The following is a 24,678-nucleotide window of genomic DNA, read 5'->3' on the forward strand; positions in this document are numbered from 1 at the left end:
ACTCTCTTTTCGGACGCTCGGACTGCGCGAGCACCACAGACGATTTATCAGGTGAATTACACACAGGAGGTCGACGAAGACCCATGACGAATATCGTTGTTTTGATCAAGCAGGTCCCCGACACATGGTCCGAGCGCAAGCTGACCGACGGCGACTACACGCTTGACCGTGAAGCCGCCGACGCAGTCCTCGACGAGATCAACGAGCGCTCCGTCGAAGAAGCACTCCTCATCAAGGAAGCTCAGGGCGGTGAGGTAACGGTGCTGTCCGCAGGTCCCGACCGCGCCACCGACGCTATCCGCAAGGCTCTCTCGATGGGCGCCGACAAGGCCGTCCACATCAACGACCCGGCACTGCACGGCTCCGACGCGATCCAGACCGCATGGACGCTCGCTGCTGCTCTCGGACAGATCACCTTCGAGAACGACGAGCCTGCCGACCTGATCATCGCCGGCAACGAGGCCACCGACGGCCGCGTCGGCGCTGTTCCGGCCATCATCGCCGAGTACCTGGGCATCCCGCAGCTCACGCAGCTGCGCAAGGTCGTCGTCGCCGACGGCAAGATCACCGGTGAGCGCGAGACCGACGAGGGCGTCTTCGGCCTCGAGGCTTCGCTGCCCGCGATCGTCTCGGTCACCGAGAAGATCAACGAGCCGCGCTTCCCGTCCTTCAAGGGCATCATGGCCGCGAAGAAGAAGGAAGTTCTCGTCTACACGCTGGCCGACCTCGGAGTCGACCCGGAGACCGTCGGAGTTGCCAACGCCGGCACCACCGTGACGTCCTCCACCCCCAAGCCCCCCCGTACCGCTGGTGAGCGCATCGTCGACGAGGGAGACGGTGGCACCAAGATTGCCGCGTACCTCGTCAGCAACAAGGTCATCTGATCGCGCCCTTCTAGACATCCAGCAGAAGAACTCAGGGAGAGTTAAGTCATGGCAGAAGTACTTGTGCTCGTAGAGCACGCAGAGGGTGCGCTGAAGAAGGTCAGCACCGAACTCATCACCGCTGCACGCGCACTCGGTGAGCCGTCGGCAGTTGTCGCCGGCCCCGCGGGCACCGCAGCAAAGCTCGCCGACGCTCTGGCAGCAGCCGGCGCCGAGAAGATCTACGTCGCCGAGTCCGACGACATCGACGGCTACCTGGTCACCCCCAAGGTCGACGTTCTCGCCGCTCTGGTCGAGTCCACCAGCCCGGCAGCAGTCATCACCGCAGCCGGCACCGAGGGCAAAGAGGTTGCCGGTCGTCTGGCCGCACGTCTGGGCTCCGGATTGCTGACCGACGTCATCGAGATCAAGGCTGACGGCACCGGCGTCCACTCCATCTTCGGTGGCGCGTTCACCGTCGAGGCCAAGGCCAACGGCGACGTTCCGGTCTACTCGGTTCGTCCGGGCGCAGTCGAGGCTGCTCCGCAGGCCGGCGCAGGCGAGCAGATCACCGTCGAGGTTCCGGCCCAGGACGAGAGTGCCGTCAAGGTCACCTCGCGTGAGCCCATTGTCGGCGGCGACCGCCCGGAGCTCACCGAGGCGTCGGTTGTCGTCTCCGGTGGACGTGGTGTCGGCAGCGCGGACAAGTTCTCCGTCGTCGAAGAGCTGGCCGACTCCCTCGGCGCTGCAGTCGGTGCTTCGCGTGCCGCTGTGGACTCGGGTTACTACCCCGGACAGTTCCAGGTCGGTCAGACCGGTAAGACGGTCTCGCCGCAGCTGTACATCGCGCTCGGCATTTCCGGTGCCATCCAGCACCGTGCCGGCATGCAGACGTCCAAGACCATCGTCGCGGTCAACAAGGACGAAGAGGCACCCATCTTCGAGATCGCCGACTTCGGCATCGTGGGCGACCTGTTCAACGTCGCACCGCAGCTCACCGAAGCTGTGAAGTCCCACAAGGGCTGAAAAGCACAAACTGCTGTGCGCCTTTATCAACCCCCCGCGGTTGATAAAGGCGCACAGTGCTTTATTCACCCGGCCTGCATCGGCATGTCACTTCGTCGATACCGAGACGCCGTTCGCGCTCGATAAACCTTGCGCATGACAATTACGTCAGTCCTTCGCTCCGCGAGTGACAATCTCGGCCGTGAGGTCGCCCAGCCGAGATATTCCCTGATCGTCTCCTCCGACCGCGAGCATCGTGTCGCTGCGCAGCGCCTTCGATACCGAGTGTTCGCCTCCGAGCCAGGCTTCTCCCTCCCCGCTTCGGCCGGGGTGTTCGAACTCGACGCCGACGCCTTCGACGAATTCTGTGATCATCTACTCGTTCGTGACAACATCACCGAGGAGTACGTCGGCTGCTACCGAATGCTGCCGCCGGATTCCGCCGCGGCGGCGGGTGGGTATTACACCGCAACCGAATTCGACATCTCCGCGCTCGATCCGGTGTCGAACAGGATCGTCGAAATGGGTCGCGCGTGCGTCGATCCCGCGCACCGCACCGGATCCGTCCTGAGCCTGATGTGGTCGGGCATCCTGCACTATCTCGAATTGACCGGATACGAGTGGGTGATGGGCTGCGTCTCCGTGCCCGTCTTGCCGAGCCCCGATTCAATCGCCGGCGCCGATGTCCGCGGCGTCCGTGACTTCGTGATGAACAAGCACGCCAGTCCGGGGTCGCGGCGGGTGATCCCACGAAACCCGGTGGTCCTCGGGGGTCTGACGCTCGACGAGATCGCCGCACCGGAACGCGTGACGATGCCGCCGTTGCTCCGTGGTTACTTGCGGATGGGCGCGATGATCTGCGGGGAGCCCGCCCACGATCCCGAGTTCGGTGTGGCCGATTTTGTTGCGCTGCAAGGCCTTCACTCCGCCAACAAGCGGTACCTCGAACGGCTGCGATCGGCGGCCGCCGCACACGAGTCGGGGATCGGCTGATGACCGCGGCGGTGCCGTACTGGGTGCCGACGAGCCCCTGCGGCGACGGGTGCCTACCCGCGGACGCACCCGGTGTGTCGAGTATCACCGTGATGGCCCGCGGGGTCATGGTCGGTGCCGCACTGTTGACTGCGCCTGTGCTTTCGGCCGGCTGGCTGCTCCCGCGCACCTGGCGTACTGAGATGCAACGCGGATACTCGCGCGCGTTGCTTCGTTGTCTGGGGATGAAGCTGACGGTCGACGATCAGCGGTTGGGGCGCGCGGAACCTGACGGGGTCATGGTTGTCGCCGGTCACGTGTCCTGGACCGACGTCCTCGTCGCGAGCGCCGTTGCTCCGGCCAACTTCGTCGCCCGCGCCGACCTGCTCGACTGGGCAGTGCTCGGCGGTCTCGCGCGCCGGATGCGCGTCGTCCCCATCGACCGCGCTCGCCTGCGTGAACTCCCCGGAACCGTCGACGTCGTTCGCGAACGCCTGCAGCGAGGTGTCCGGGTGATGGTGTTTCCCGAGGGGACGACCTGGTGCGGGCGGGCGTACGGCGGTTTTCGTCCGGCGATGTTCCAAGCAGCCGTCGACGCCGAATGCCCGGTTCAGCCGATGGCGATCCGCTACGAGAACGCCGACGGTTCCCTGTGCACCGGACCCTGCTTTGTCGGCACCGAAACGATCGGTCAGTCCATCCGTCGGATCCTGCGTCAGAAGAACGTCGAGGTGAAGGTCAGGCTGGCTCCGCTCGAGGAGGCAGGGGAGTGTCGAGCCGATCTCGCGCAGCGATGCGAGAGCGCCGTACGCGGCGTCGACATCATCGATCTGGCAGCTCACGACATCTTCGACCCCGCACCGGAACTCGTGACACAAGCCATGGGACAAATCGATCCTTCCCCGGCGATGAGCGCTTAGCCTGCTGAGCGAGGCTGGTCGAACTCTCGTGCTGGGCTATCCTTGTCAAGCCATGACTCTGCCTGCACACAGTGCCCACGCCGGATTTCCGGTGTACCTCGATCATGCCGCCACGACTCCGATGTCGGCAGCCGCTATCGAGGCGATGACCGATACCTTCAAAACCGTGGGTAACGCGTCCTCGCTGCACGGCTCCGGCCGTGCGGCCCGGCGCCGCGTCGAGGAATCGCGGGAATCGATCGCCGCCAGCCTGGGTGCGCGGCCGTCGGAGGTCATCTTCACCTCCGGAGGCACCGAGAGCGACAATCTCGCGGTCAAGGGCATCTACTGGGCTCGCCGTGACGCAGACCCGCGACGCACTCGCATCCTGGCCAGCTCCGTCGAGCATCATGCGGTGCTCGACGCCGTCGAGTGGCTCGAGCAGCACGAGGGCGCGCGCGTGACGTGGTTGCCGGTCGACGAGAACGGTGTCGTCGACCCGCAGACCTTGCGCGACGAGCTTTCCGTCCACGCCGACGAGGTAGCACTCGTGACGGTGATGTGGGCCAACAACGAGGTCGGCTCCATCATGCCGATCGTGGAGTTGGCGGAGATTTCGGCTGAGTTCGAGATTCCGATGCACAGCGACGCGGTTCAGGCCGTTGCGCAATTGCCGGTCGATTTCGCGGCGAGCAAGTTGTCCGCGCTGAGCATCGCGGCACACAAGTTCGGTGGTCCGCACGGCGTCGGCGCACTGCTGCTCGGACGCCAGGTTCCGTGTGTGCCGCTCCTCCACGGCGGCGGACACGAACGTGATCTGCGTTCGGGCACCCCGGATACTGCGGGCGTTGTCGGGATGGCTGCGGCGCTGCGCGCAAACGTCGAGAACTTCGATTCCAGCACAAGGGAATTGGCGCAGTTGCGTGACCGTTTGATCGACGGAGTCCTGGAGATTCTTCCCGAGTCGGTGCTCAACGGCCCGACCGGTTCCGATCGGCTTCCCGGTAACGCGCACTTCACCTTCCCCGGTTGCGAGGGCGATTCGTTGCTGATGCTGCTCGACGCTGCCGGTATCGAATGTTCCACCGGTTCGGCCTGCACCGCCGGTGTTGCCAGGGCCAGCCACGTCTTGATCGCGATGGGCGTCGAATCGCCCGTCGCGCGTGGCTCACTGAGATTTTCGCTCGGACATACGTCGAGTGTCACCGATGTGGACGCGCTCATCGCTGCGCTTCCACAAGTAGTAGAGCGCGCTCGGGCCGCCGGTCTTGCCGGTGCCGGTTCGCGTGGAGGGGATCGCTGATGCGAGTACTCGCAGCCATGAGCGGAGGTGTCGACTCCGCTGTCGCCGCCGCCCGCGCTGTCGCCGCCGGACACGACGTCGTCGGCGTTCATCTTGCGTTGTCCACGGCGCCGGGCGCATTGCGGACGGGTTCGCGTGGATGCTGCTCGAAGGAAGATGCCGGCGACGCCAGGCGCGCCGCCGACGTTCTCGGAATACCCTTCTACGTCTGGGATTTCGCAGATCGCTTCAAGGAAGACGTGATCGACGACTTCGTGGCGTCGTACGCAGCGGGTGAGACCCCCAATCCGTGCCTGCGCTGCAACGAGAAGATCAAGTTCACCGCACTCGCCGACCGTGCAGTCGCTCTCGGCTTCGACGCCGTGGCGACCGGTCACTACGCGCGCCTCGAAGATGGCGTCCTGCGCCGGGCGGTCGACGCTGACAAGGACCAGTCGTACGTCCTTGGTGTGCTGACGGCCGATCAGCTTTCGCGAGCGATGTTCCCGATCGGTGACACACCGAAAGAACAGATCCGCGAGGAAGCCGCCGAGCGCGGTCTGGCTGTGGCGAACAAGCCTGACAGTCACGACATCTGCTTCATCCCGACCGGCGACACACGAGCATTCCTGGGTGCGCGCATCGGCGTTCGTCCGGGAAGCGTCGTCGACGCCGATTCGGGTGAGGTCCTCGCTGCACACGACGGCGTACACGGCTTCACGATCGGACAGCGAAAGGGGCTCGGCGTCGAAGGTCCCGCAGGTGACGGCCGTCCGCGGTACGTGACCGCGATCGAGCCCGAAACCGGAACGGTCCGAGTGGGTTCGGCCAAGAATCTCGACGTCTGGGCCATCTCGGCGCAGCGTGCGATCTGGACCTCGGGCCAGGCGCCGGAGGGCCCCGTCGAATGCATGGTGCAGGTTCGTGCGCACGGTGGACTGGCGCAGGCTGTTGCGGAGGCCGTCGACGACGGTACTTCAAGCGGCGGTATCTCGATCTCGTTGCGCGAACCACTGACCGGCGTCGCAAAGGGACAGGCCGTCGTGTTGTATCGCCCCGACCGAGAACTGGGCGACCAGGTTCTCGGCAGTGGCACCATCTCGGGCACCGAATCCGAGCCGAACACACTGTGACGCAGCAGGTTTCCATCGGTGGTCTCGTCACCGGAATCGGATCCTGGCCGGGCACGGATGCCCGCGAAAGTGCCGCAACCATCCTCGGTGAGCTGGGTGGTTTCCCGCATCTGGTGGAGTTGCCGAGCCGCGGTCTCGGCGCTGACATGGTCGGCCGGGCGGGGGCAATTCTGGTCGACATCAACCTCGACGCCTCGACCCGTGCCTATCGAGTCGTGCCTCGGCGGGGCAATGTCGCGAAGCGAGCCGAGGACTTTCTGAATCAGGATCTCGATGCGCTCGAGGAAGCCTGGGAGTCGGCGCGCTTGGTCGGCGGAGACCACGTCGTCAAGCTTCAAGTCGCCGGCCCGCTGACACTCGGCGCCGAGATCGAAGTCGCAAACGGTTCGCGAGTTCTCGTCGACCGCGGTGCGCTCCGCGACATCGCAGAATCACTCGGTGAGGGTCTCGCGCGTCATGCGGCAGAGGTCACTCGCCGCACCGGCGCCGCAGTGGTGATCCAGTTGGACGAGCCGCAGATCGCGGCAGTTCTGGCCGGTTCGCTGCCTGGGCGCACCAAGATGGAGAGCGTTCCGGCACTGCCGGAACCCGAGGCACTCGCCATACTCGACTCGACGATCAGCGGTTGCGGACTGCCCACAATCGTCCACAGTTGCGGCACAGACATGCCGTGGGATCTACTGAGGCGAAGCCAGGCGTTCGGCGTGAGCTTCGACATGTCGCTCATCGGCTCACGCGATCTCGACGGTATCGGCCAGTTGTTCGACGCCGGCAAGGAATTGGCGCTCGGTCTGGTTCCGTCCGCCCCGCCGGAAAAGCCGGTGACGTGGAAAGAGTGTGCGATGCCCGCCGTCACACTGGTAGATCGTCTCGGCTTCTCTCGTGAACTCCTGCAGACCCAGGTCGCGATCACTCCGCGTTGCGGTCTTTCGGGTGCGAACCTCGACTGGGCTCGTGCCGCCCTTCGGCTGTGTACAGACGTCGGCAAGGCATTGGTGGACGATCCGTCGGCGTTCTAGTGTGTGCGTTCCGATGTGGAGTCGTGTGGTGTGTCGGTGTGAACCGATAATCTTCTAGCTGTGACTGAAACCGCGGATGCAATGCAGCCAGCGCCCAACGAGGCGCGCGAGCAGTGGACGGAGCTGGCCGAAGAGGTACGCCAGCATCAGTTCCGCTACTACGTTCGTGATGCGCCCGTCATTTCGGACGGTGCATTCGACACATTGCTCGGGCAGCTCAATGCTCTCGAAGAGCAGTACCCGGATCTGCGAACTCCCGACTCTCCGACGCAACTCGTCGGTGGCGGATTCGCGACGGACTTCACGTCCGTCGACCACCTCGAGCGGATGCTCAGCCTCGACAACGTCTTCGACGAGTCGGAGCTCCGAGCATGGATCGCCAAGGTCGAGCAGGAAACCGGGCCGGAACTGCACTATCTCTGTGAAGTGAAAATCGATGGTGTCGCCCTCAATCTCGTCTACGAGAACGGCAAACTCGTTCGTGCCGCAACCCGCGGTGACGGTCGTACGGGCGAGCTGGTCACGCTCAACGCTCTGACGATCAACGACATCCCGGAGCGCCTTACCGCCACGGACGAGTACCCGATTCCGAGCCTGCTCGAGGTGCGTGGCGAGGTGTTCTTCCGCCTCGAGGACTTCGCAGCACTCAATGCCTCCCTGGTGGAGGAGGGGAAGGCGCCGTTCGCCAATCCGCGCAACTCCGCGGCGGGCTCCCTGCGTCAGAAGAATCCTGCCGTCACCGCGCGTCGCCGCCTCGGAATGATCTGCCACGGGTTCGGGCGCATGGAAGGTTTCGAGCCGGCCTCGCAGTACGACGCCTACGTGGCCCTCGCCGCCTGGGGTCTGCCGGTGTCCACGCACACCTCACGGGTGGTCGGCGCCGACGCCGTGGTCGAGAAGATGAAGTACTGGGGAGAACACCGCCACGACGTCGAGCACGAGATCGACGGATTGGTGGTCAAGGTAGACGAGATGTCGTTACATCGACGTCTGGGCACCACGTCGCGCGCACCACGGTGGGCTATCGCGTACAAGTACCCGCCGGAAGAGGTCACGACCAAGCTCCTCGACATCCGGGTCAGTGTCGGACGTACGGGTCGTGTGACGCCGTTCGCGTACATGGAACCCGTCACGGTGGCGGGTTCCACTGTGTCCTTGGCCACGCTGCACAACGGATCCGAGGTCAAGCGCAAGGGTGTGCTGATCGGCGACACCGTGGTGTTGCGTAAGGCCGGAGACGTTATCCCCGAGGTCCTCGGGCCCGTGGCAGACGTTCGTGACGGTACCGAGCGCGAGTTCGTCATGCCGACGCATTGTCCCGAGTGCGGCACGTTGTTGGCACCCGCGAAAGAGGGCGACGTCGACGTGCGATGCCCCAATCAGCAGTACTGTCCGGCGCAGTTGCGCGAGCGCGTGTTCCACGTCTCGGGGCGCGGTGCATTCGACATCGAGGTGCTCGGGTACGAGGCCGCGACCGGGCTGTTGGAGGCGAAGGTCATCGGTGACGAGGGTGATCTCTTCTCACTCGACGCCGAGAAACTGATCGAAGTTCCGATCTTCCGCACCAATGCGGGATCCCTGTCCGCCAACGGAAAACGCTTGCTGGCCAACCTGGATTCGGCAAAGGACAAGCCGCTGTGGAGAGTGCTTGTGGCACTGTCGATTCGGCACGTCGGCCCCACTGCCGCGAGGGCGTTGGCCGGCGAATTCGGCTCGCTGCAACGCATTCGGGAAGCTTCGGTCGACGAGTTGGCTGCAGTCGACGGCGTCGGATCGACTATCGCCGCCGCCGTCGTGGAGTGGTTCTCCGTCGACTGGCACCAGCAGATCGTCGACAAGTGGGCGTCGGCCGGAGTACGCATGGAGGACGAACGCGACGATTCGATTCCGCGCAATCTCGAGGGTCTCTCGATCGTCGTCACCGGTTCGCTCGAGACCTACTCGCGTGATCAGGCGAAGGAAGCGATTCTGGTGCGCGGCGGCAAGGCGGCAGGGTCGGTCTCGAAGAAGACTGCGTTTGTCGTCGTCGGTGAAGCGCCCGGTTCCAAGCACGACAAGGCGGTCGAATTGGGTGTGCCGGTGCTCGACGAAGACGGCTTCCGGCGGTTGCTCGAAGATGGCCCGGATGCGGTCGCTCCCACCGATTTGGACGAATCAGAGTGACTTTGTCCGATTTCTGAGATTGGTGTGCTGGGTGCGATAGTGACGCCATGATCGAGATTCGTGAAGTTCTACCGGCTGAGTTCGAGACCGTCGGGGAGCTGACTGTGGAGTCGTACGTGGGTGGCGGATTTGTCACCGGCGGATCGCCGTACGCGGAGCGCCTGCGCGACACCGCAACTCGGGTGGATCAGGGGCGGGTGCTGGTTGCGGTTCTCGGTGACGAAGTCGTGGGCTCGTTGACGATCGCAGAACCCGGCACGCCCTTCGCGGATGTTGCGCAGAAGGGCGAACTCGAGTTCCGCATGCTCGCAGTCTCGCCGCAAGCTCGGGGATCGGGCGCCGGAACCGCATTGGTTCGCGCAGTGATCGCCGAAGCCTACGACCGCGGCGATCACTCGGTGGTCATCTCGACGCAGCCCGAGATGGTCGATGCCCGTCGTATCTACGACCGCAACGGTTTCGTCCCCGATCCCGAGCGGGCGTGGGAGCCGATTCGCGGTATGGAACTGACCGTCATGGTTCGCGGCCTGGCCTGATCAGCCAGCCTGGTCAACCCAGTACCGTCGCCACGATTCCTGCGAGGTAGCCGAGGCGGGCTATCTCCGAAGGGCGGAATTCGGGCCCACCGGGACGACCGAGCATGAGGACTCGATTGCCGGAGCCGAGAGGTGCGGCAGCGAGGCTGGTGTTCATGTCGCGCCATACGTCCGGAACCCAGTCGGCCTCGCCGTCGAGGGCGGTGGGCTTGTCCAGTGGCATCCACGGAATGTCGGTGGCGTGGGTTTCCGGCGCGCCGGCGCTACCGACGACGCGGTACGCGCCGTGCTTGCCGATGTCCGCGACGACGCACCAGCCGACTCGCAGTACACGCGGCGCGCCGTCGACGAGGACCTGTAGTCGATCGTTTCGGGCCGTCGCAACGGAATCTATGAGTTCGAGCTCGCGGTGAGTGTCGAGAATCCCGGCGTAGGGGCGGATCGAATCGACCAGCACGTCCGGTAGATGCTCGGCAGCGGTGATCAAGGTGTCGGGCAGCGCGCCCGGTTCGACGTCGACCACGAGGTCGTCGATGGCAAAACCGTCACCTCGTTCCACGACGTCGAGGGAGAGGATGTCTGCGCCCACGGATCCGAGAGCTACGGCGAGCGCGCCGAGGCTGCCTGGTCGATCGGGCAGTTGGACGCGAAGCAGGTACGACACGTGCGTGCCTTTCGCTGATCGGTTCTCGCCCGGATCACGTCGACCCGGGCCTGACTCATCTTTGCACTTGCCCAACCTGCGATGGTGGGCGCCGCGGCGGCGTCACGCCGGATGCACATGCTTGTCACACGAGCGAAACACACCGCGGGCATCCGGCGTGGCGATCGACACAGTGAGCGTGCTCGTCGTTCGATCCAGCAGGCGTGCTTACAGGTCTGTCGCGGCGAGCAACTAGGCTGGACCGGCAATGTTCACGTCCTCTTCCGAAAGGGGCCCCGCGGTGCCTGCCATCTCCCGTGACGAGGTCGCGCACCTCGCGCGGCTGTCCAGACTCGCCCTGTCCGATGCCGAACTCGACGAGTTCGCCGGTCAGTTGGATTCGATTCTCAACCACGTCAAGGTGGTCACCGAGGTTGCGGCCGACGACGTCCCGCCCATGGCGAATCCCAATGCCGTCACCAACGTGACGCGCCCCGACGTGATCGTGCCCGGGTTGACCCCCGAGCAGGCATTGTCCGGAGCACCCGCAGTCGAACAGGATCGCTTTGCGGTTCCGCAGATCCTTGGAGAGGGCGAATGACCGATCTGACCACGCTGGACGCCGCTGAGCTGGCCGGCAAGATCCACTCGCGTGAGGTGTCCTCGGTAGAGGTCACGCAGGCGCATCTCGACCGCATCGCGGCCGTCGACACCGAGTACCACGCCTTCCTGCACGTTGCAGGCGAACAGGCTCTCGAAGCCGCCGCAGCAGTGGACAACTCGCTCGCAGGCGGAAACGAACCCGCTTCGGCACTCGCCGGCGTTCCGATCGCGTTGAAGGACATCTTCACCACGACGGACATGCCGACCACCTGTGCGTCGAAGATTCTCGAAGGCTGGGTCGCGCCGTACGACGCGACTCTGACCTCCAAGCTGCGCGCTGCCGGCATCCCGATCCTCGGCAAGACGAACCTCGACGAGTTCGCGATGGGCTCTTCGACCGAGAACTCGGCCTTCGGCCCGACGCGTAACCCGTGGGACGTCACCCGCATCCCCGGTGGTTCGGGCGGCGGCAGTGCGGCTGCGCTCGCGTCCCGTCAGGCCCCGCTGGCCATCGGCACTGACACCGGCGGTTCGATCCGTCAGCCCGCTGCGGTCACCGCGACAGTCGGAACCAAGCCGACGTACGGAACCGTCTCGCGCTTCGGACTCGTCGCGTGCGCGTCCTCGCTCGATCAGGGCGGCCCCTGTGGACGCACCGTGCTCGACACCGCTCTGCTGCACGAGGTCATCGCCGGACACGATCCGCGTGACTCCACGTCCATCGACGCCCCCGTGCGTCCGGTCGTCGCCGCCGCACGCGAAGGTGCAAACGGCGACCTGCGCGGCGTCAAAGTCGGTGTGGTCAAGGAACTTCACTCCGACAGCTACCAGCCCGGCGTCATCGCTTCCTTCGATGCTGCCGTCGAGCAGCTCAAGGCACTCGGTGCCGAGGTTGTCGAGGTCTCGTGCCCGAGCTTCGAGCACGCGCTCGCGTCGTACTACCTGGTGCTGCCCAGTGAGGTCTCGTCCAACCTGGCTCGCTTCGACGCGATGCGCTACGGACTGCGTGTCGACGACGGCAACATGAGTGCCGACCAGGTCATGGCGGCAACCCGCGCCGCCGGTTTCGGTCCGGAGGTCAAGCGCCGCATCATGATCGGTACCTACGCACTGTCCTCGGGCTACTACGACGCCTACTACGGTTCGGCGCTCAAGGTTCGTACGCTCATCGCGCGCGATTTCGACAAGGCCTACGAGAAGGTGGACGTACTGGTCTCGCCGACCAGCCCGTTCACGCCGTGGAAGTTGGGGGAGAAGGTCGGCGATCCGTTGGCCATGTACCTCTCCGATCTGTGCACGCTGCCGACCAACCTGGCCGGACACTGCGCGATGTCGGTCCCATCGGGTCTGTCCGCGGACGACAACCTGCCGGTGGGCTTGCAGATCATGGCGCCCGCCATGGCTGACGAGCGCCTCTACCGTGTCGGTGCGGCCTACGAAGCAGCTCGCGGCCCGATCGCGACTGCAGTCTGACCTGTTTGCTGTGCGCCTTTATCAACCCCCCGCGGTTAATAAAGGCGCACAGCAGTTTCAGGAGCAAGTTCTCAGGGCCGTCCCCTGATCGGTTCCGTAGCGATGGCCGTGACCGGCGGGGACACCGAGCGAACCGAGCATGTCGACGGTGGTCTGCAAGAACGTGACACCCGGGACCCACTGCGGGACCGGTGCATCTTGCACGGCACGGCTCAGATCCGGTTTCTGTGTCGCGAGGGCAGGCGACCACCACACCACCGGGTCGGAAGTGTTCGCGAGGACGGTTGCGCCGTCCGTTCGTGTCGCGCCGGCCGGGGGACCTGCCCACAACACGTCGCACGCGGTGGTGGGACTGCCCTCGGACAAAGCCTCGGTCAGTGCGGCGCTGCCGCCGACCGCGCCGAGGCTCTGTCCGTAGAGGAACAGGTCCGGTCGATCCTCGGCGGGCATAGCGGCAATGTGGCTGCCGACGGCGGTGAACAGAGCGGTTGCCGATTCTTCGGCGTCGTCGCGGCTGAACAGGAATGTCGCCCAGCTGGGTGCGTCGGAGTATTGCTGCCCGACTATTGCGACGTCGCCGCCGAACCGTTGCTCGATACCGTCGACTGCATGCGTGTCGATCCACCCTGATCCGGTCGGAACGGCCACTACGACGCTGTTGCGGGCAAAGCCGCCGACGCGATCGAGTTCGCTCACCGCGAGCGCGGCACGTGATGCAGTGTCGGGTGCCGAATCCAAACCGGCGTAGACGCGCACCGAGTCTTCGCCTGCTGCGACGAACTTGCGCCCCTCCGCGCCCATCGACGTCCACGAGATGAGCGATTCGGAGCTGCCTGTCGCGGAGGCCGAAAGTGGCTGTGTCAGAGCGGTGTCGATGTACGCGTTGGACTTGTCGAACGAATCGGAGAGACCGTTCCACACGGCGGGACCGACTACCAACTGCACTCCGAGAACACCCATGACCAGTGCGCCGACGCTCCGCGCGAAACCCATCCACCGCAGCGCCTTCGAAATTCCGATCCCGATGCCCCAGAGACCAAGTGCGGTCAGTGCTGCAATGCAACCCGCCTCCGCCCAGTGGAGAAGTCCGGCAGACGGTGCGCCCATTGCCGCTCGCAACGAGTTCTGCCAACCGGCGGCGGCGAACATCGCAACTGCGGTGCCGGCAGTCGACAACCCGAACGCGGTGATGCGCCAATGACGTTCGTCGAATCGGGCCTTGACCCGGTCGGGGACGAGCCGACGGGCTACCGCGGAGAACGCCCACATCGCCAGTAGTCCGGCCGCGACGAGCAGACCGCTGAACACCCCTTGTAGTACGGCTGATCGCGGCAGGAGTCCGGGAGCCAGCGAGATGGCGGACATCGCTGCCACGGCGACGCTCGTGGACACACGGGGGAGTGCGAGCGCCCCGACTCGGGCGAGGACGGGGGTCCGTGACGCATTCAGAACGCTCATGCTGCAATCGCTTTCGGGGAGTAGGAGAACTCGTTCGACGGGTCGAGGCGCCGCGATCGCATCAGGGTGAAGCCGAAGGCGGAGACTGCCAGAACACCGGCCGTGCCGTAACCGAATCCCGATTCGGCGACCGGCGTCAGATAGCTTTGGCGCCAAGAATTTCCGTTCACAGCCGTGACGGCTACATCGGCCATCGCGAAGCAATACCCTCGTGAGAGAAAGGACGTGCGGTCTTCACACGCGGCATGCATTCGCTGGTCGAGCTGACCGTCGAGGACCTGACGTGCCCACGGCCCCAGTTCCGTTCCGTGCGAATGCGCGTAGCGGAGTAGGTCGTAGCCGAGATCGTGCGCTTTGCAGGCCGAGTCGAATTCGTCGGGAAGTGGGACCGGCGACGAGCAGTCGCCGTGGGGATTGGCGAGGTATCCGTCGACGACGGCGGGGGTGTAACCGGCGAATGCCGCAAAGTCCGCCGGGATGGTGGTCGCAGCGTCAGCGGCATCCGCAGTAGTCACGGTGGCGATCGCCCTGGATGCGTTCGAATTCTCGGTGCGGGGCGACTGGGCTCCGCTCGCTCCGGCAGTGACAGTGATCGCTGCCGTTGCAGCCAGCGCCAGGGCAGCCCAGGTGCCGGCGCTTCGAGAGAGGTCTTTCACCCGTGTGATCCGCATGCCGTTCACGCTATGAACGGACAATCCTGACGGTCATCGCTCTGTGGAGGGGTTCTCCGACGCGCATTCGGGTGAGAATTCCCTCCCCTGTGATACCTCGGAGGTAGGGGGATCTCACTCTGCAGTATGAGGACTTTCGGGGTTCGCCTTCATAGGCTTGACGAGTGATCAAGGTCCGTAGGAAGAACAAGGGTGCACCGGATGTGCCCGCGCCGACATACGCCACCGCCGGGTCGATGCTGTCCGGCCTCGACGGGGCGGTCGTTCATTCGGAGAAAGTGCGTCGGGCAACCAGTTTCGTGGCCCGCGGTCAGTTCTGGAACATCGTCATCGTAGCGATCACTCTGATCCTCTATTCGATTGCCTGGCCGACACTGCAACTGACGCATCATGTTTCGCCGCCGATCATGCCCTTCGTCGCCGCGTTGGCTGCATTTCCGTTTGTCCTGATCCGGATCAACGCTCCGTTGGGGTGGGCGGTGTCGGCGGTCTCGGCGTTGATCATCCCGTTGGTGTTCGACAACACTCCCGGTTACGACTACCCGTGGCAGGTCGTCCACATCATCGTGCTGATGTCGTTGCTGGCCGCAGTGAGTCTGCGGGCGCCCATTCAGGTTGTCGGTGTCGCCTGGATCGCCACAGTGCTGCTCTTTCTCGGCAACGCCCCGGGAAGCGACGGCGCCGGTTGGGCTGTCGGGCTGAGTGCCCTGGTCGTCTTCTGCCTGTTGATCCGCTGGTTGGTTCTCTCGCGCCGCCAGTTGGCCAAGCAGGAGGAAGTCAGTGAGCTCGAGCGCACACGGCGCACGATCCTCGAGGAGAAGGCGCGGATCGCCCGCGACTTGCACGACATCGTGGCCCACCACATGTCGATGGTGGTCGTGCAAGCTCAGAGTGCGCCGTACAGACTCGATGCAGTCACTCCGGAGATCCGAACCGAATTCGAATCGATAAGTGAGACAGGGCGAGCAGCGCTCAACGAGATCCGTGGCCTCCTCGGAGTCCTGCGCAGCGACGGGGACACCGTGGTGACGGCTCCACAACCGGGCGTCGACCAGTTGGACGAACTGTTGCTCGGCAGTACCCGTGCCGGTTTGCCGGTATCGTGGCGAGTCGACGGCGATCGAGCGTCGGTCTCGGAATCCACGGGCCTTGCGCTCTACCGGATCATTCAGGAGTCGATCACCAACGCGGCCAGGCATTCGCCAGGCGGACCCATTGAGGTCGCCGTGGCCTTCGGTCCGCAATCGGTGAGCGCGCTCGTGAACAACGGACCTTCGCCATTGGGTGGCAATCAGCACTCGGCGTCGGAAACCACTGGTGGCAACGGAATCCGCGGAATGCGAGAGCGGGCTTCGGCGGTGGGCGGCATGCTGCTGGCAAACCGGCGACAGGACGGAGGGTTCGAGGTCCGGGCCGAGTTGCCGTCGATGCCCGCCTAGGCTGTCCGAGTGCCCATCACAGTATTCATCGCAGATGACCAGGCGATGGTTCGACAAGGGTTCGGAGCCCTACTCTCCGCCCAGCCCGACATCAGCGTGATCGGCGATGCGCCGGACGGCAAGATCGCCGTCGCCGAGGTCGCGCGATTGCGTCCGGATGTGGTCTTGATGGATGTTCGCATGCCCGAGATGAACGGACTCGACGCTGCCCGCCAGATTCTGTCCGCCGGATGGGAACCACCGGTGCGAGTCCTCATGCTCACCACTTTCGACATCGACGACTACGTCTACGAGGCACTGAGCGTCGGGGCGAGCGGTTTCATGCTCAAGGACGCACCGGCTGAGGAGCTGATTCGGGCGGTACGCGTCGTTGCCGAAGGGCAGGCCTTGCTGGCGCCGACGGTGACTCGGCGTCTGATTGCCGATGTGACCAGCCGGCGGGCGGCCCCGCGCGCACGGCCCGCAGCGCTGGACGCCCTGACCCCGCGTGAGCGCGAGGTACTCGAACTGATCGCCCGCGGATTGTCCAACGTCGAGATCGCCGAGCGGCTGTTCGTCGCCGAGCAGACCGTCAAGACCCATGTCGGGAAGGTGCTGTCGAAGCTCGATCTGCGCGATCGCGCCCAGGCAGTCGTGTTGGCGTACGAAAGCGGGCTCGTCACGCCAGGTTAGGGGTCCCGTGCGGCGCGGCGTTGCGGCTCGGCAACGCCGCTATCCTGCGGCAATACCGTGACTGGGGGAAGATGGACACCAAGATCCACAATCCGGTCACGAGAGGTGCTGCACTATGCGAATCGGAATCCTCACGGGCGGCGGCGACTGCCCGGGCTTGAACGCGGTCATCCGCGCCGTCGTACGTACGTCGGCCGGTCGTTACGGCAGTACCGTGGTCGGATTCCGGGACGGCTGGCGAGGATTGCTCGAGGACCGCAAGGTCCCGCTCGACTCCGATGACCGCATCAACCGCATCCTCACCCGCGGTGGCACGATCCTCGGCACCGCTCGCGTGAACCCCGACAAACTCCGTGCGGGCCTCGATCAGATCAAGCAGACTCTCGACGACAACGGGATCGACGTCCTGATCCCGATCGGCGGCGAAGGCACTCTCACCGCGGCCAGTTGGCTTTCCGAGAGCGGCGTACCCGTGATCGGTGTGCCCAAGACGATCGACAACGACATCGATTGCACTGACGTGACTTTCGGTTTCGACACCGCCTTGGCTGTCGCCACCGACGCCATCGACAGGCTCCATACAACGGCCGAATCGCACCAGCGCGTCATGCTCGTCGAGGTCATGGGCCGGCATGCGGGCTGGATCGCGCTGCAGGCCGGACTGGCGTCGGGGGCACACCTGACTCTGGTTCCGGAACAGCCGTTCGACGTCGACGAGGTGTGCGCGATGGTCAAGAAGCGCTTCCAGCGTGGCGACTCCCACTTCATCTGCGTCGTGGCTGAAGGTGCGATGCCCGATCCCGCGTCGATGACCCTGCGCGAAGGTGGCATAGACGAGTTCGGCCACAAGATCTTCACCGGTGTCGCGCAGCAGCTCGGAAACGAGATCGAGCGCCGGATCGGCAAGGAAGTTCGCACCACCGTCCTCGGGCACATTCAGCGCGGTGGCACCCCGACGCCGCACGACCGCATCCTCGCCACTCGCTTCGGCGTTCATGCCACCGACGCAGCTCACCGCGGAGATTTCGGTCAGATGGTCGCGTTGCACGGAACGTCCATCGACCTCGTTCCGCTCGCCGAGGCGACCCGCAAACTCAAGACGGTGCCCAAGGAGCGCTACGAGGAGGCAGCCGCATTCTTCGGCTGAGCCGCAGACGCATAAACTGATCACCATGACTGCTGTCGATGCGCCCGACATCCTCGATTACGACGAAGTACTGACCAAGTACGAGCCTGTGATGGGTATGGAGGTGCACGTAGAACTCGGCACCGCGACCAAGATGTTCTGCCCGTGCCCCACCGAGTTCGGTGCCGAACCCAATACCCAGGTGTGCCCGGTCTGTCTGGGCATGCCCGGTTCGTTGCCGGTGGTGAACGCAGCCGCTGTCGAGTCCGCGATCCGGATCGGCCTTGCGCTCAACTGCTCCATCACGCCGTGGGGCCGATTCGCACGCAAGAACTACTTCTACCCGGATCAGCCGAAGAACTACCAGATCTCCCAGTACGACGAGCCGATCGCAACCGAGGGTTACCTCGATGTGATCCTCGACGACGGCACGACGTGGCGCGTCGAGATCGAGCGCGCCCACATGGAGGAGGACACCGGTAAGTCCCTCCACGTGGGTGGCGCTACCGGTCGTATCCACGGTGCCAGCCATTCGCTGCTCGACTACAACCGTGCGGGCGTTCCCTTGGTGGAGATCGTCACCAAGACCATCCACGGTGCCGGTGAGCGCGCCCCCGAGGTTGCTCGCGCGTACGTCACGGCGCTTCGTGATCTGCTGAAGTCCCTCGACGTCTCCGACGTCCGCATGGACCAGGGATCGATGCGCTGCGACGCCAACATCTCCCTCATGCCGATCGGTTCCACCGAACTGGGGACCCGCACCGAGACCAAGAACGTCAACTCCCTCAAGAGCGTCGAGGTCGCAGTTCGCTACGAAATGCGCCGTCAGGCAGCAGTTCTCGACGCCGGCGGTGAGGTCATCCAGGAGACCCGCCATTTCCAGGAAGGCGACGGCACCACCGCCGCGGGACGCCGGAAGGAGACGGCCGAGGACTACCGCTACTTCCCGGAACCGGATCTCGAGCCCGTCGCTCCGAGCGCCGAGTGGGTCGAAGAACTGCGCGGTACCTTGCCGGAGCTTCCTTGGATTCGCCGTGCGCGGATCCAGAAGGACTGGGGAATCTCCGACGAAGTCATGCGCGACCTCGTCAACGCCGGTGCCATCGATCTGGTGATCGCGACCACCGAGGCCGGTGCTTCGCCCGAGGCAGCGCGCTCCTGGTGGCTGTCCTACCTGTCACAGCAGGCGAACACCCGTGGCGTCGAACTCGGCGCTCTGCCGATCACCCCGGCGCAGGTTGCCCAGGTCGTAGCTCTCATCGACAGCGGCAAGCTCAACAACAAAGTGGCTCGCCAGGTCGTCGATCACGTCCTCGACGGCGAGGGTGACCCGGAGCAGGTTGTCGCGGCCCACCCGGAGTTGGTCGTCGAACGTGACGAAACCAAGCTCAAGGCAGCCGTCGACGAAGCGCTCGCAGCGAACCCCGACATCGCGGACAAGATTCGCAGTGGCAAGGTGCAGGCCGCCGGAAAGATCGTCGGCGACGTCATGAAGGCCACTCGTGGACAGGCAGACGCGGCTCGTGTGAAGGAACTTGTCATCGAGGCGTGCAGCTAGCGCACACTGAATTTCTGACACTGATGCCCGGCCGAATCGAATTCGGCCGGGCATCAGTGTTTTTCGCTGTCGTTTTGCCGCTGTCGGTCTACAGACCAGGGACCACAACCGCGCGGCCGCTGAGCGTTCCGGCGGCCAGTCGTCGATACGCTTCGGCGCCGTTGTCGAGACTGAAGGTCTCCACCGCGATGTCGAAGATGCCGGCGTGCGCCAGGTCGATCAATTCGATCAGCTCGTTGCGGGCACCCCAGTACGGAACTGTCACAGAAGCCTCGTAAGGACTTTGGAAGAACCCGACTTTGGCATGGGCCTGCCCGTCGCCGATCCCGACGATCGTGACGTCCGATCCGACGCCGGCGACAGCCATCGCGGTGTCGATGGTGGTCTGATAGCCGACGAAGTCGAGAACCAGTGCGGCGCCCTGACTTCCGGTGATCCTGCGGACGTTCTCGGCCGCGTCCTTGTCGGACAGAACCACTTCGTGAGCTCCTACCTTGGTTGCCAGTTCGAGCTTGTCCGCGCTCACGTCGAGTGCGATGACGGTTGCTGCCGAGAGGTGGCGGAGGAGTTGGATGGCGACATGGCCGAGACCGCCGGTACCGATGACGACGGCGTACGAGCCACCGCGAAGTTTCGGCAGTGAACGCTTGATCGCGTGATACGGAGTCAGACCGGCGTCGGTCAGCGGCACCGTCTTGACCGGATCGAGGTCGCCGATCGGGACGAGGTGGCGAGGTGAATCGACGATCATGAATTCGGCCAACGCGCCGGGTGCACCGAGACCAGGAGGATTGATGCCGAGTTCTTTTGCTCGAGAACAGTAGTTTTCGAGTCCTTGCGAGCAGTGCCAACAGCTGCCACAGCCCCAGGGTCCGTAGACGACGACATTGGTTCCGATGTCGAGCCCTTCGACGCCCTCGCCGACGGCGGCGACCCGGCCGGCGCCCTCGTGGCCGAGCGTGAGAGGAAGGCCGTAGGTGTACTGCTCCTCGGGCAGGCTCATGATGAAGTCGTCCGAGTGGCAGACGCCGGCAGCGGTGACTTCCAGGAGCACTTCACCTGGACCGGGCTCGGGTTTGGGAATCTCCGTGAGTTCGGGTTCTGCGCCGATTCTCGTGTACTGGATTGCCTTCATACCGACTCCTTTGTCGTGGTTGGGCCAACCGGTCCTGGCGAATGCGTGGTGTTTAGCCCCGCTAACAAAAGAGTACGCATCTGTGCATGTTCGGTCACGGGATCCGTGACCGAACAGACATGGCGGCTCAGTCGATCCCGCCGCTGCCACTCGGCATCGGGATCTTCACCACCTTGTCGTCGTTCGGACCCGGCTCGCCCGCGGTTTTGTTTATCGTGCTCGCCCACATCAAACCGTCGGATCCGAGTGCCAAACCGCCCAGCTGGCCGTACGTGTCTTTCGCCACTGCCGACGGCGCGGTCGTAACTGCTCCTGTTCCTGGATCTGCGGCCAGCGCCGAGATCGCTTTGCCGGCCCCCAGCGCGACAGCTACCACTCCCTGCGCCGCGATGCACCCGCCGACTCCGGGTCGGTCGGGCCACGTCCATGCGGGGGATGTCACCGTGCCGTCGGCGCCGACGCGTTGGAGGCGATCCTCGAGAGTGGTTCGGTCCGTGACCCACGTCGCGATTCCCGGATCGACGCACACGCCGCCGCCGTTTCCGATTCCGGACAGAACAACTTCCGGGCGAGGCGGCGCAGCGTTGGGTGTCAGCGATCGGACCCGCAAGAGTTTCCCCGCCAACGAGGCGGGATCCTGAGCAACCGCGGGGTTTCCGGTATCGCCTGTCAGAACCATGAGCTGGTCCGGGGCCGCGAACTCCAGTGACCCGCCGTTGCCGCTCGCGCCGCGCGGGATTCCACCGAGTACTTCCTTGGCGGTGTCACCCGGAGCGATGCGGACCACCCGGTTGTCCGTTCCGGTGGTGACGTAGGCATAGATCAGGTTGTCTTCGACAAACGTGGGGGAGAGTGCGATGTCGAGCAGGCCGCCGTCACCGCTGCCGTCGACGTCGATCTTGGCTACCTCGACCGGTGTCGTGTTGGGAGCTACCTGCATGATCCGGCCGGTCCGCCGTTCGGCGACCAGTCCGGAGTTCCCGTCCGGGAGTGTGACGAGCCCACCCGTGGTGTCGAGACAGGTTGCGATCACGGCGGTGTCGGCATCCTGACACGGTCCGAGGGGGCCGGTCCGCGGCGCCGGCGGCGTGGTCGACGGCGGCGGGTTCTCCGGCTGCACTTCCGCGCTGGCCTGGTTGGTCGGTTCGGGTGTGAACGGCGAGGCAGTCGATTCGTCGAAGTCGGCGCAACCTGCGAGCAACGATGTCCCGAGCACCAGCGCCAGTGCGCCCAGCGCTGCATGCCTACCCGTAGTCATGCCCAAGACGTTACGTAATGCACGGCAGATGCCGCCACGCCGGACCAAGGTTCCCCGTCGAGTTCGTGAATCGGTCATAGGCTCACCTACGTGACTGACGAGCGAAAAGATCCCAGCGAGTTGTCGGATGCGGACAAGCCGACGGGCAATGTGTCCAGTCCGTATGATTCGCCCACCGAACAATTTCCGACGGTGAGCGCCAAGAATCCGTTGCCGCGGACCGACGACGATCTCGATTTCGGTTCCACGAACGCCAACTCCCTGACCGAACAGATACCGACATACCGAGCACCTGGCGCGGATCAGCCGACCGTGGCTCTCGAGCGTGAGACGGCGTACGACGCTCCGATCGCCGCCGTTCCCACCGCCGAAGCCGTGGCAGGTACAACTGAGTCTCCGCGGGGCCGAGGCACTCTCGACCTCGGGTTGCTTGCACTGCGATTGGCCGTCGGTGGAACTGCGTTGGTGCACGGTCTGCAGAAGTTGACCGGTATCTGGAACGGGCCGGGGCTGAACGGGTTCGAGTCGATGCTGGCGGACGCCGGGTTCCAGCAGGCGAAGTGGATGGCGATACTCGGCGCCGTCGGTGAAGTCGCAGGTGGCGCCCTCCTGATCCTCGGGTTGCTGACTCCCGTTGCGGCAGCGTCGGTTCTGGCGGTGATGATCAATGCGTGGGCGCTGCGTCAGGCGAGCGCACCCGGCCTGGAGTACTTCGCCCCGGCCGGGACCGAGTACGAGATGCTGCTCGGAATCTGTGCGGGCGTCATCATTTTGACGGGACCAGGTCGTATTGCGCTCGACGGTCGTCGTGGCTGGGCAACTCGTCCGTTTATCGGATCGCTCGTGGTTTTGATCCTCGGTATCGCTGCCGGCGTCTGCACCTGGATCTTCCTGAACGGTGCCAATCCGCTCATCTGAAACTCGCGCCGTCGAACCAACGAACCGCCGCTCTCCGAATCGGAGAGCGGCGGTTCGTTTGTAAAGGATCAGTCCTTGACGAGTACCGGGTCGGCGTTCGCGGACGGGATGGCCGTTCCGTCCTTGAGCTTGCGACCGAGGACCGACTTGCGGTGACCGTAGGCGAAGTACACGAGCACACCGATGGCCATCCAGACGAGGAACCGGATCCAGGTCTCGACCGAGAGGTTGAGCATCAGCCAACCGCAGGCGAGCACGGCGACGATCGGAACGAACGGCACCAGCGGGACGCGGAATCCGCGCGGCAGGTCGGGGCGGGTGCGGCGAAGGACGATGACACCGACACAAACCAGGACGAAGGCGAACAGCGTTCCGATGTTGACCATCTCTTCGAGCGTGCCCATGGGGAAGAACGCTGCCAGGACGGCAACGATGCCACCGACGATCAACGTGATGCGCATCGGGATGCCCTTGGCGTTGGTCTTGGCCAGGCTGCGCGGCATGAGGCCGTCACGGGACATGGCGAAGAGGACGCGGGTCTGGCCGAGCATCATGACCATGACAACTGTCGTGAGGCCGGCCAGGCCACCGAAGTTGATGGCGGTTTGTGCCCAACCAATGCCGTTGGCCTCGAATGCGGTTGCGAGGGTGGCGCTGGAATCGCCGACCAACGGACTGCCGTCCTTGAGTTCGGTGTACTTGACCATGCCGGTCAGTACGAGCGTGACGGCAACGTAGAGAACCGTGACGATGGCGAGCGAGCCGAAGATTCCTCGCGGCAACGACTTCTGCGGGTTCTTGGTTTCCTCGGCGGTGGTGGCGACGACGTCGAAACCGATGAAGGCAAAGAACACGAGGCTGGCGGCTGCGAGCAATCCGTAAGCGCCGTAGCTACTTCCGCCTGCGCCGGTCAGCCAGGAGAACAGGGTCTGATGGATTCCGCTTGCAGAACTCTCGGTTCCTTCGGACGGCGGGATGAAGGGGGAGTAGTTCTCCTTCTTGATGTAGAACGCGCCCACGACGATGACGAGCAGGACTACTGCGATCTTGATCGCGGTGATGATTGCGGAGACTCGCGAGGAAACCTTGGTGCCGATCGCGAGGATCAGCGTGATCGCGCCGATGATGAGCAGAGCGCCCCAGTCGAAGCTGATCGAACCGATGTGGGCGGTGGTGCTTCCGCTGGCCCCGATGACGTTGCCGAGGTACAGCGACCAGCCCTTGCCGACGACGGCGGAGGCGAGAGCGAACTCGAGAATGAGGTCCCAGCCGATGATCCAGGCGGCGAACTCCCCGAACGTGGCGTAGGAGAACGTGTATGCGCTGCCTGCGACGGGGACGGTGGAGGCGAACTCCGCGTAACACAGCGCGGCGAGGCCACAAGCGATGGCAGCGAGAACGAAGGCCAGTGAAATGGAGGGTCCTGCGACATTGCCTGCGGTTCGAGCAGTCAGCGTGAAGATGCCTGCGCCGATGACGACGGCGACTCCGAATACCGTGAGGTCCTTCGCGGTCAGTTCCTTCTTGAGCTTTGTCTCAGGCTCGTCGGTGTCCGCGATCGATTGCTCGACGGATTTGGTGCGCCATATGCCGACTCCGGGCATGTATTGCTCCTTGGTTGTTTCCCGTCGACCTTGTGGGTGACGGGCGGTGGCTGACTGTCGTCGTTGTGATGTGCGTCTCAGCGACCTGATGAGGGAACCACTGGTGAGCGCCGTGTGCAAGTCGGCTCGCTCGAACTGACCGAAATGATCACCTGACTGAAAGTCATCCCCCCTCATGTATCTGAATTGATCAGCTGGTGTCTGAAACCCTACGTCCAAGTGAATTCGCTCACGAGCCGGACGCGCGA

General features: G+C 64.5%; 22 protein-coding genes. 16 read left to right on the forward strand and 6 right to left on the reverse strand.

Translation table 11 applies throughout. From position 1 onward, the window contains the following. The first annotated feature begins 83 nt into the window (after window positions 1-83). The 9 genes from KTR60_RS11615 to KTR60_RS11655 all read left to right on the forward strand — a co-directional run bounded on the left by KTR60_RS11615 (window position 84) and on the right by KTR60_RS11655 (window position 9,872). On the forward strand, window positions 84-884 hold the full coding sequence (locus KTR60_RS11615; protein ID WP_003944754.1) for an electron transfer flavoprotein subunit beta/FixA family protein: 801 nt from the start codon (window positions 84-86) through the stop codon (window positions 882-884). A gap of 48 nt (window positions 885-932) precedes the next feature. Next, window positions 933-1,889, forward strand: a complete 957-nt coding sequence (locus KTR60_RS11620; RefSeq protein WP_003944698.1) for an electron transfer flavoprotein subunit alpha/FixB family protein — start codon at window positions 933-935, stop codon at window positions 1,887-1,889. Window positions 1,890-2,024: 135 nt separating this feature from the next. Then, window positions 2,025-2,861, forward strand: a complete 837-nt coding sequence (locus KTR60_RS11625) for a GNAT family N-acetyltransferase (protein ID WP_064075199.1) — start codon at window positions 2,025-2,027, stop codon at window positions 2,859-2,861. Next, on the forward strand, window positions 2,861-3,760 hold the full coding sequence (locus KTR60_RS11630; protein WP_054827837.1) for a lysophospholipid acyltransferase family protein: 900 nt from the start codon (window positions 2,861-2,863) through the stop codon (window positions 3,758-3,760). Before KTR60_RS11625 ends, KTR60_RS11630 begins: the two co-directional genes overlap by 1 nt. Window positions 3,761-3,812: 52 nt before the next feature. Continuing rightward, window positions 3,813-5,042: a cysteine desulfurase family protein gene (locus KTR60_RS11635; protein ID WP_019747909.1), complete on the forward strand. Its 1,230-nt coding sequence runs from the start codon at window positions 3,813-3,815 to the stop codon at window positions 5,040-5,042. Continuing rightward, the gene (gene mnmA / locus KTR60_RS11640; protein ID WP_064688982.1) at window positions 5,042-6,154 is read left to right on the forward strand and encodes a tRNA 2-thiouridine(34) synthase MnmA; all 1,113 of its coding nucleotides are present in this window, start codon (window positions 5,042-5,044) and stop codon (window positions 6,152-6,154) included. The genes KTR60_RS11635 and mnmA overlap by 1 nt, the downstream gene beginning before the upstream one ends. Further along, complete coding sequence (locus tag KTR60_RS11645) at window positions 6,151-7,173, forward strand: methionine synthase (protein WP_228402164.1); 1,023 nt, start codon at window positions 6,151-6,153, stop codon at window positions 7,171-7,173. Before mnmA ends, KTR60_RS11645 begins: the two co-directional genes overlap by 4 nt. Before the next feature lie 81 nt (window positions 7,174-7,254). Then, window positions 7,255-9,336: an NAD-dependent DNA ligase LigA gene (gene ligA / locus KTR60_RS11650; RefSeq protein ID WP_218960151.1), complete on the forward strand. Its 2,082-nt coding sequence runs from the start codon at window positions 7,255-7,257 to the stop codon at window positions 9,334-9,336. A gap of 47 nt (window positions 9,337-9,383) precedes the next feature. Then, window positions 9,384-9,872, forward strand: coding sequence for a GNAT family N-acetyltransferase (locus tag KTR60_RS11655; protein ID WP_228402165.1), 489 nt, complete (start codon window positions 9,384-9,386; stop codon window positions 9,870-9,872). A 13-nt stretch (window positions 9,873-9,885) separates the two neighbouring features. Here KTR60_RS11655 and KTR60_RS11660 read toward each other — a convergent pair whose 3' ends face one another. Continuing rightward, window positions 9,886-10,536: an amino acid-binding protein gene (locus tag KTR60_RS11660; RefSeq protein WP_003944719.1), complete on the reverse strand. Its 651-nt coding sequence runs from the start codon at window positions 10,534-10,536 to the stop codon at window positions 9,886-9,888. 280 nt (window positions 10,537-10,816) lie between these two features. Here KTR60_RS11660 and gatC point away from each other — a divergent pair, with 280 nt between their 5' ends. Next, window positions 10,817-11,116: an Asp-tRNA(Asn)/Glu-tRNA(Gln) amidotransferase subunit GatC gene (gene gatC, locus KTR60_RS11665; RefSeq protein ID WP_003944747.1), complete on the forward strand. Its 300-nt coding sequence runs from the start codon at window positions 10,817-10,819 to the stop codon at window positions 11,114-11,116. Beyond that, on the forward strand, window positions 11,113-12,591 hold the full coding sequence (gatA, locus tag KTR60_RS11670; RefSeq protein WP_030535403.1) for an Asp-tRNA(Asn)/Glu-tRNA(Gln) amidotransferase subunit GatA: 1,479 nt from the start codon (window positions 11,113-11,115) through the stop codon (window positions 12,589-12,591). The genes gatC and gatA overlap by 4 nt, the downstream gene beginning before the upstream one ends. Window positions 12,592-12,648: 57 nt before the next feature. On the opposite strand, the gene KTR60_RS11675 is transcribed toward gatA, so the two are convergent. After that, window positions 12,649-14,049 carry an alpha/beta-hydrolase family protein gene (locus KTR60_RS11675; protein WP_075832932.1) on the reverse strand — a complete coding sequence of 467 codons (1,401 nt, stop codon included), beginning with the start codon at window positions 14,047-14,049 and terminating at the stop codon, window positions 12,649-12,651. After that, window positions 14,046-14,720 carry a hypothetical protein gene (locus KTR60_RS11680; protein ID WP_030535405.1) on the reverse strand — a complete coding sequence of 225 codons (675 nt, stop codon included), beginning with the start codon at window positions 14,718-14,720 and terminating at the stop codon, window positions 14,046-14,048. The genes KTR60_RS11675 and KTR60_RS11680 overlap by 4 nt, the downstream gene beginning before the upstream one ends. A gap of 164 nt (window positions 14,721-14,884) precedes the next feature. Between KTR60_RS11680 and KTR60_RS11685 the strand changes: the two genes are divergently transcribed. The 4 genes from KTR60_RS11685 (at window position 14,885) to gatB (ending at window position 19,515) form a co-directional block, all read left to right on the forward strand. Next, window positions 14,885-16,159 (forward strand): sensor histidine kinase, encoded by a 1,275-nt coding sequence (locus KTR60_RS11685; RefSeq protein WP_003944734.1) that lies wholly within the window; start codon window positions 14,885-14,887, stop codon window positions 16,157-16,159. A gap of 9 nt (window positions 16,160-16,168) precedes the next feature. Beyond that, complete coding sequence (locus KTR60_RS11690; RefSeq protein ID WP_007729374.1) at window positions 16,169-16,831, forward strand: response regulator; 663 nt, start codon at window positions 16,169-16,171, stop codon at window positions 16,829-16,831. 115 nt (window positions 16,832-16,946) lie between these two features. Then, on the forward strand, window positions 16,947-17,978 hold the full coding sequence (locus tag KTR60_RS11695; RefSeq protein WP_019747919.1) for an ATP-dependent 6-phosphofructokinase: 1,032 nt from the start codon (window positions 16,947-16,949) through the stop codon (window positions 17,976-17,978). 25 nt (window positions 17,979-18,003) lie between these two features. Next, window positions 18,004-19,515: an Asp-tRNA(Asn)/Glu-tRNA(Gln) amidotransferase subunit GatB gene (gene gatB / locus KTR60_RS11700; protein ID WP_007729370.1), complete on the forward strand. Its 1,512-nt coding sequence runs from the start codon at window positions 18,004-18,006 to the stop codon at window positions 19,513-19,515. A gap of 88 nt (window positions 19,516-19,603) precedes the next feature. Here the strand turns inward: gatB and KTR60_RS11705 are convergent, their stop codons facing one another. Together KTR60_RS11705 and KTR60_RS11710 are read right to left on the reverse strand one after the other, a co-directional pair. Beyond that, window positions 19,604-20,650, reverse strand: coding sequence for an NAD(P)-dependent alcohol dehydrogenase (locus tag KTR60_RS11705; protein WP_228402166.1), 1,047 nt, complete (start codon window positions 20,648-20,650; stop codon window positions 19,604-19,606). Window positions 20,651-20,777: 127 nt separating this feature from the next. Further along, window positions 20,778-21,908, reverse strand: coding sequence for a PQQ-dependent sugar dehydrogenase (locus KTR60_RS11710; RefSeq protein WP_003944688.1), 1,131 nt, complete (start codon window positions 21,906-21,908; stop codon window positions 20,778-20,780). 90 nt (window positions 21,909-21,998) lie between these two features. Between KTR60_RS11710 and KTR60_RS11715 the strand changes: the two genes are divergently transcribed. Continuing rightward, window positions 21,999-22,826, forward strand: coding sequence for a DoxX family protein (locus KTR60_RS11715; RefSeq protein WP_003944742.1), 828 nt, complete (start codon window positions 21,999-22,001; stop codon window positions 22,824-22,826). Window positions 22,827-22,894: 68 nt separating this feature from the next. Here KTR60_RS11715 and KTR60_RS11720 read toward each other — a convergent pair whose 3' ends face one another. Continuing rightward, window positions 22,895-24,430 carry an amino acid permease gene (locus KTR60_RS11720; protein WP_003944693.1) on the reverse strand — a complete coding sequence of 512 codons (1,536 nt, stop codon included), beginning with the start codon at window positions 24,428-24,430 and terminating at the stop codon, window positions 22,895-22,897. Window positions 24,431-24,678 lie beyond the last annotated feature (248 nt).

The organism is Rhodococcus sp. C1 (genome assembly GCF_020809065.1).
In the GTDB taxonomy this organism is placed as follows: Bacteria; Actinomycetota; Actinomycetes; order Mycobacteriales; family Mycobacteriaceae; genus Rhodococcus_F; species Rhodococcus_F qingshengii.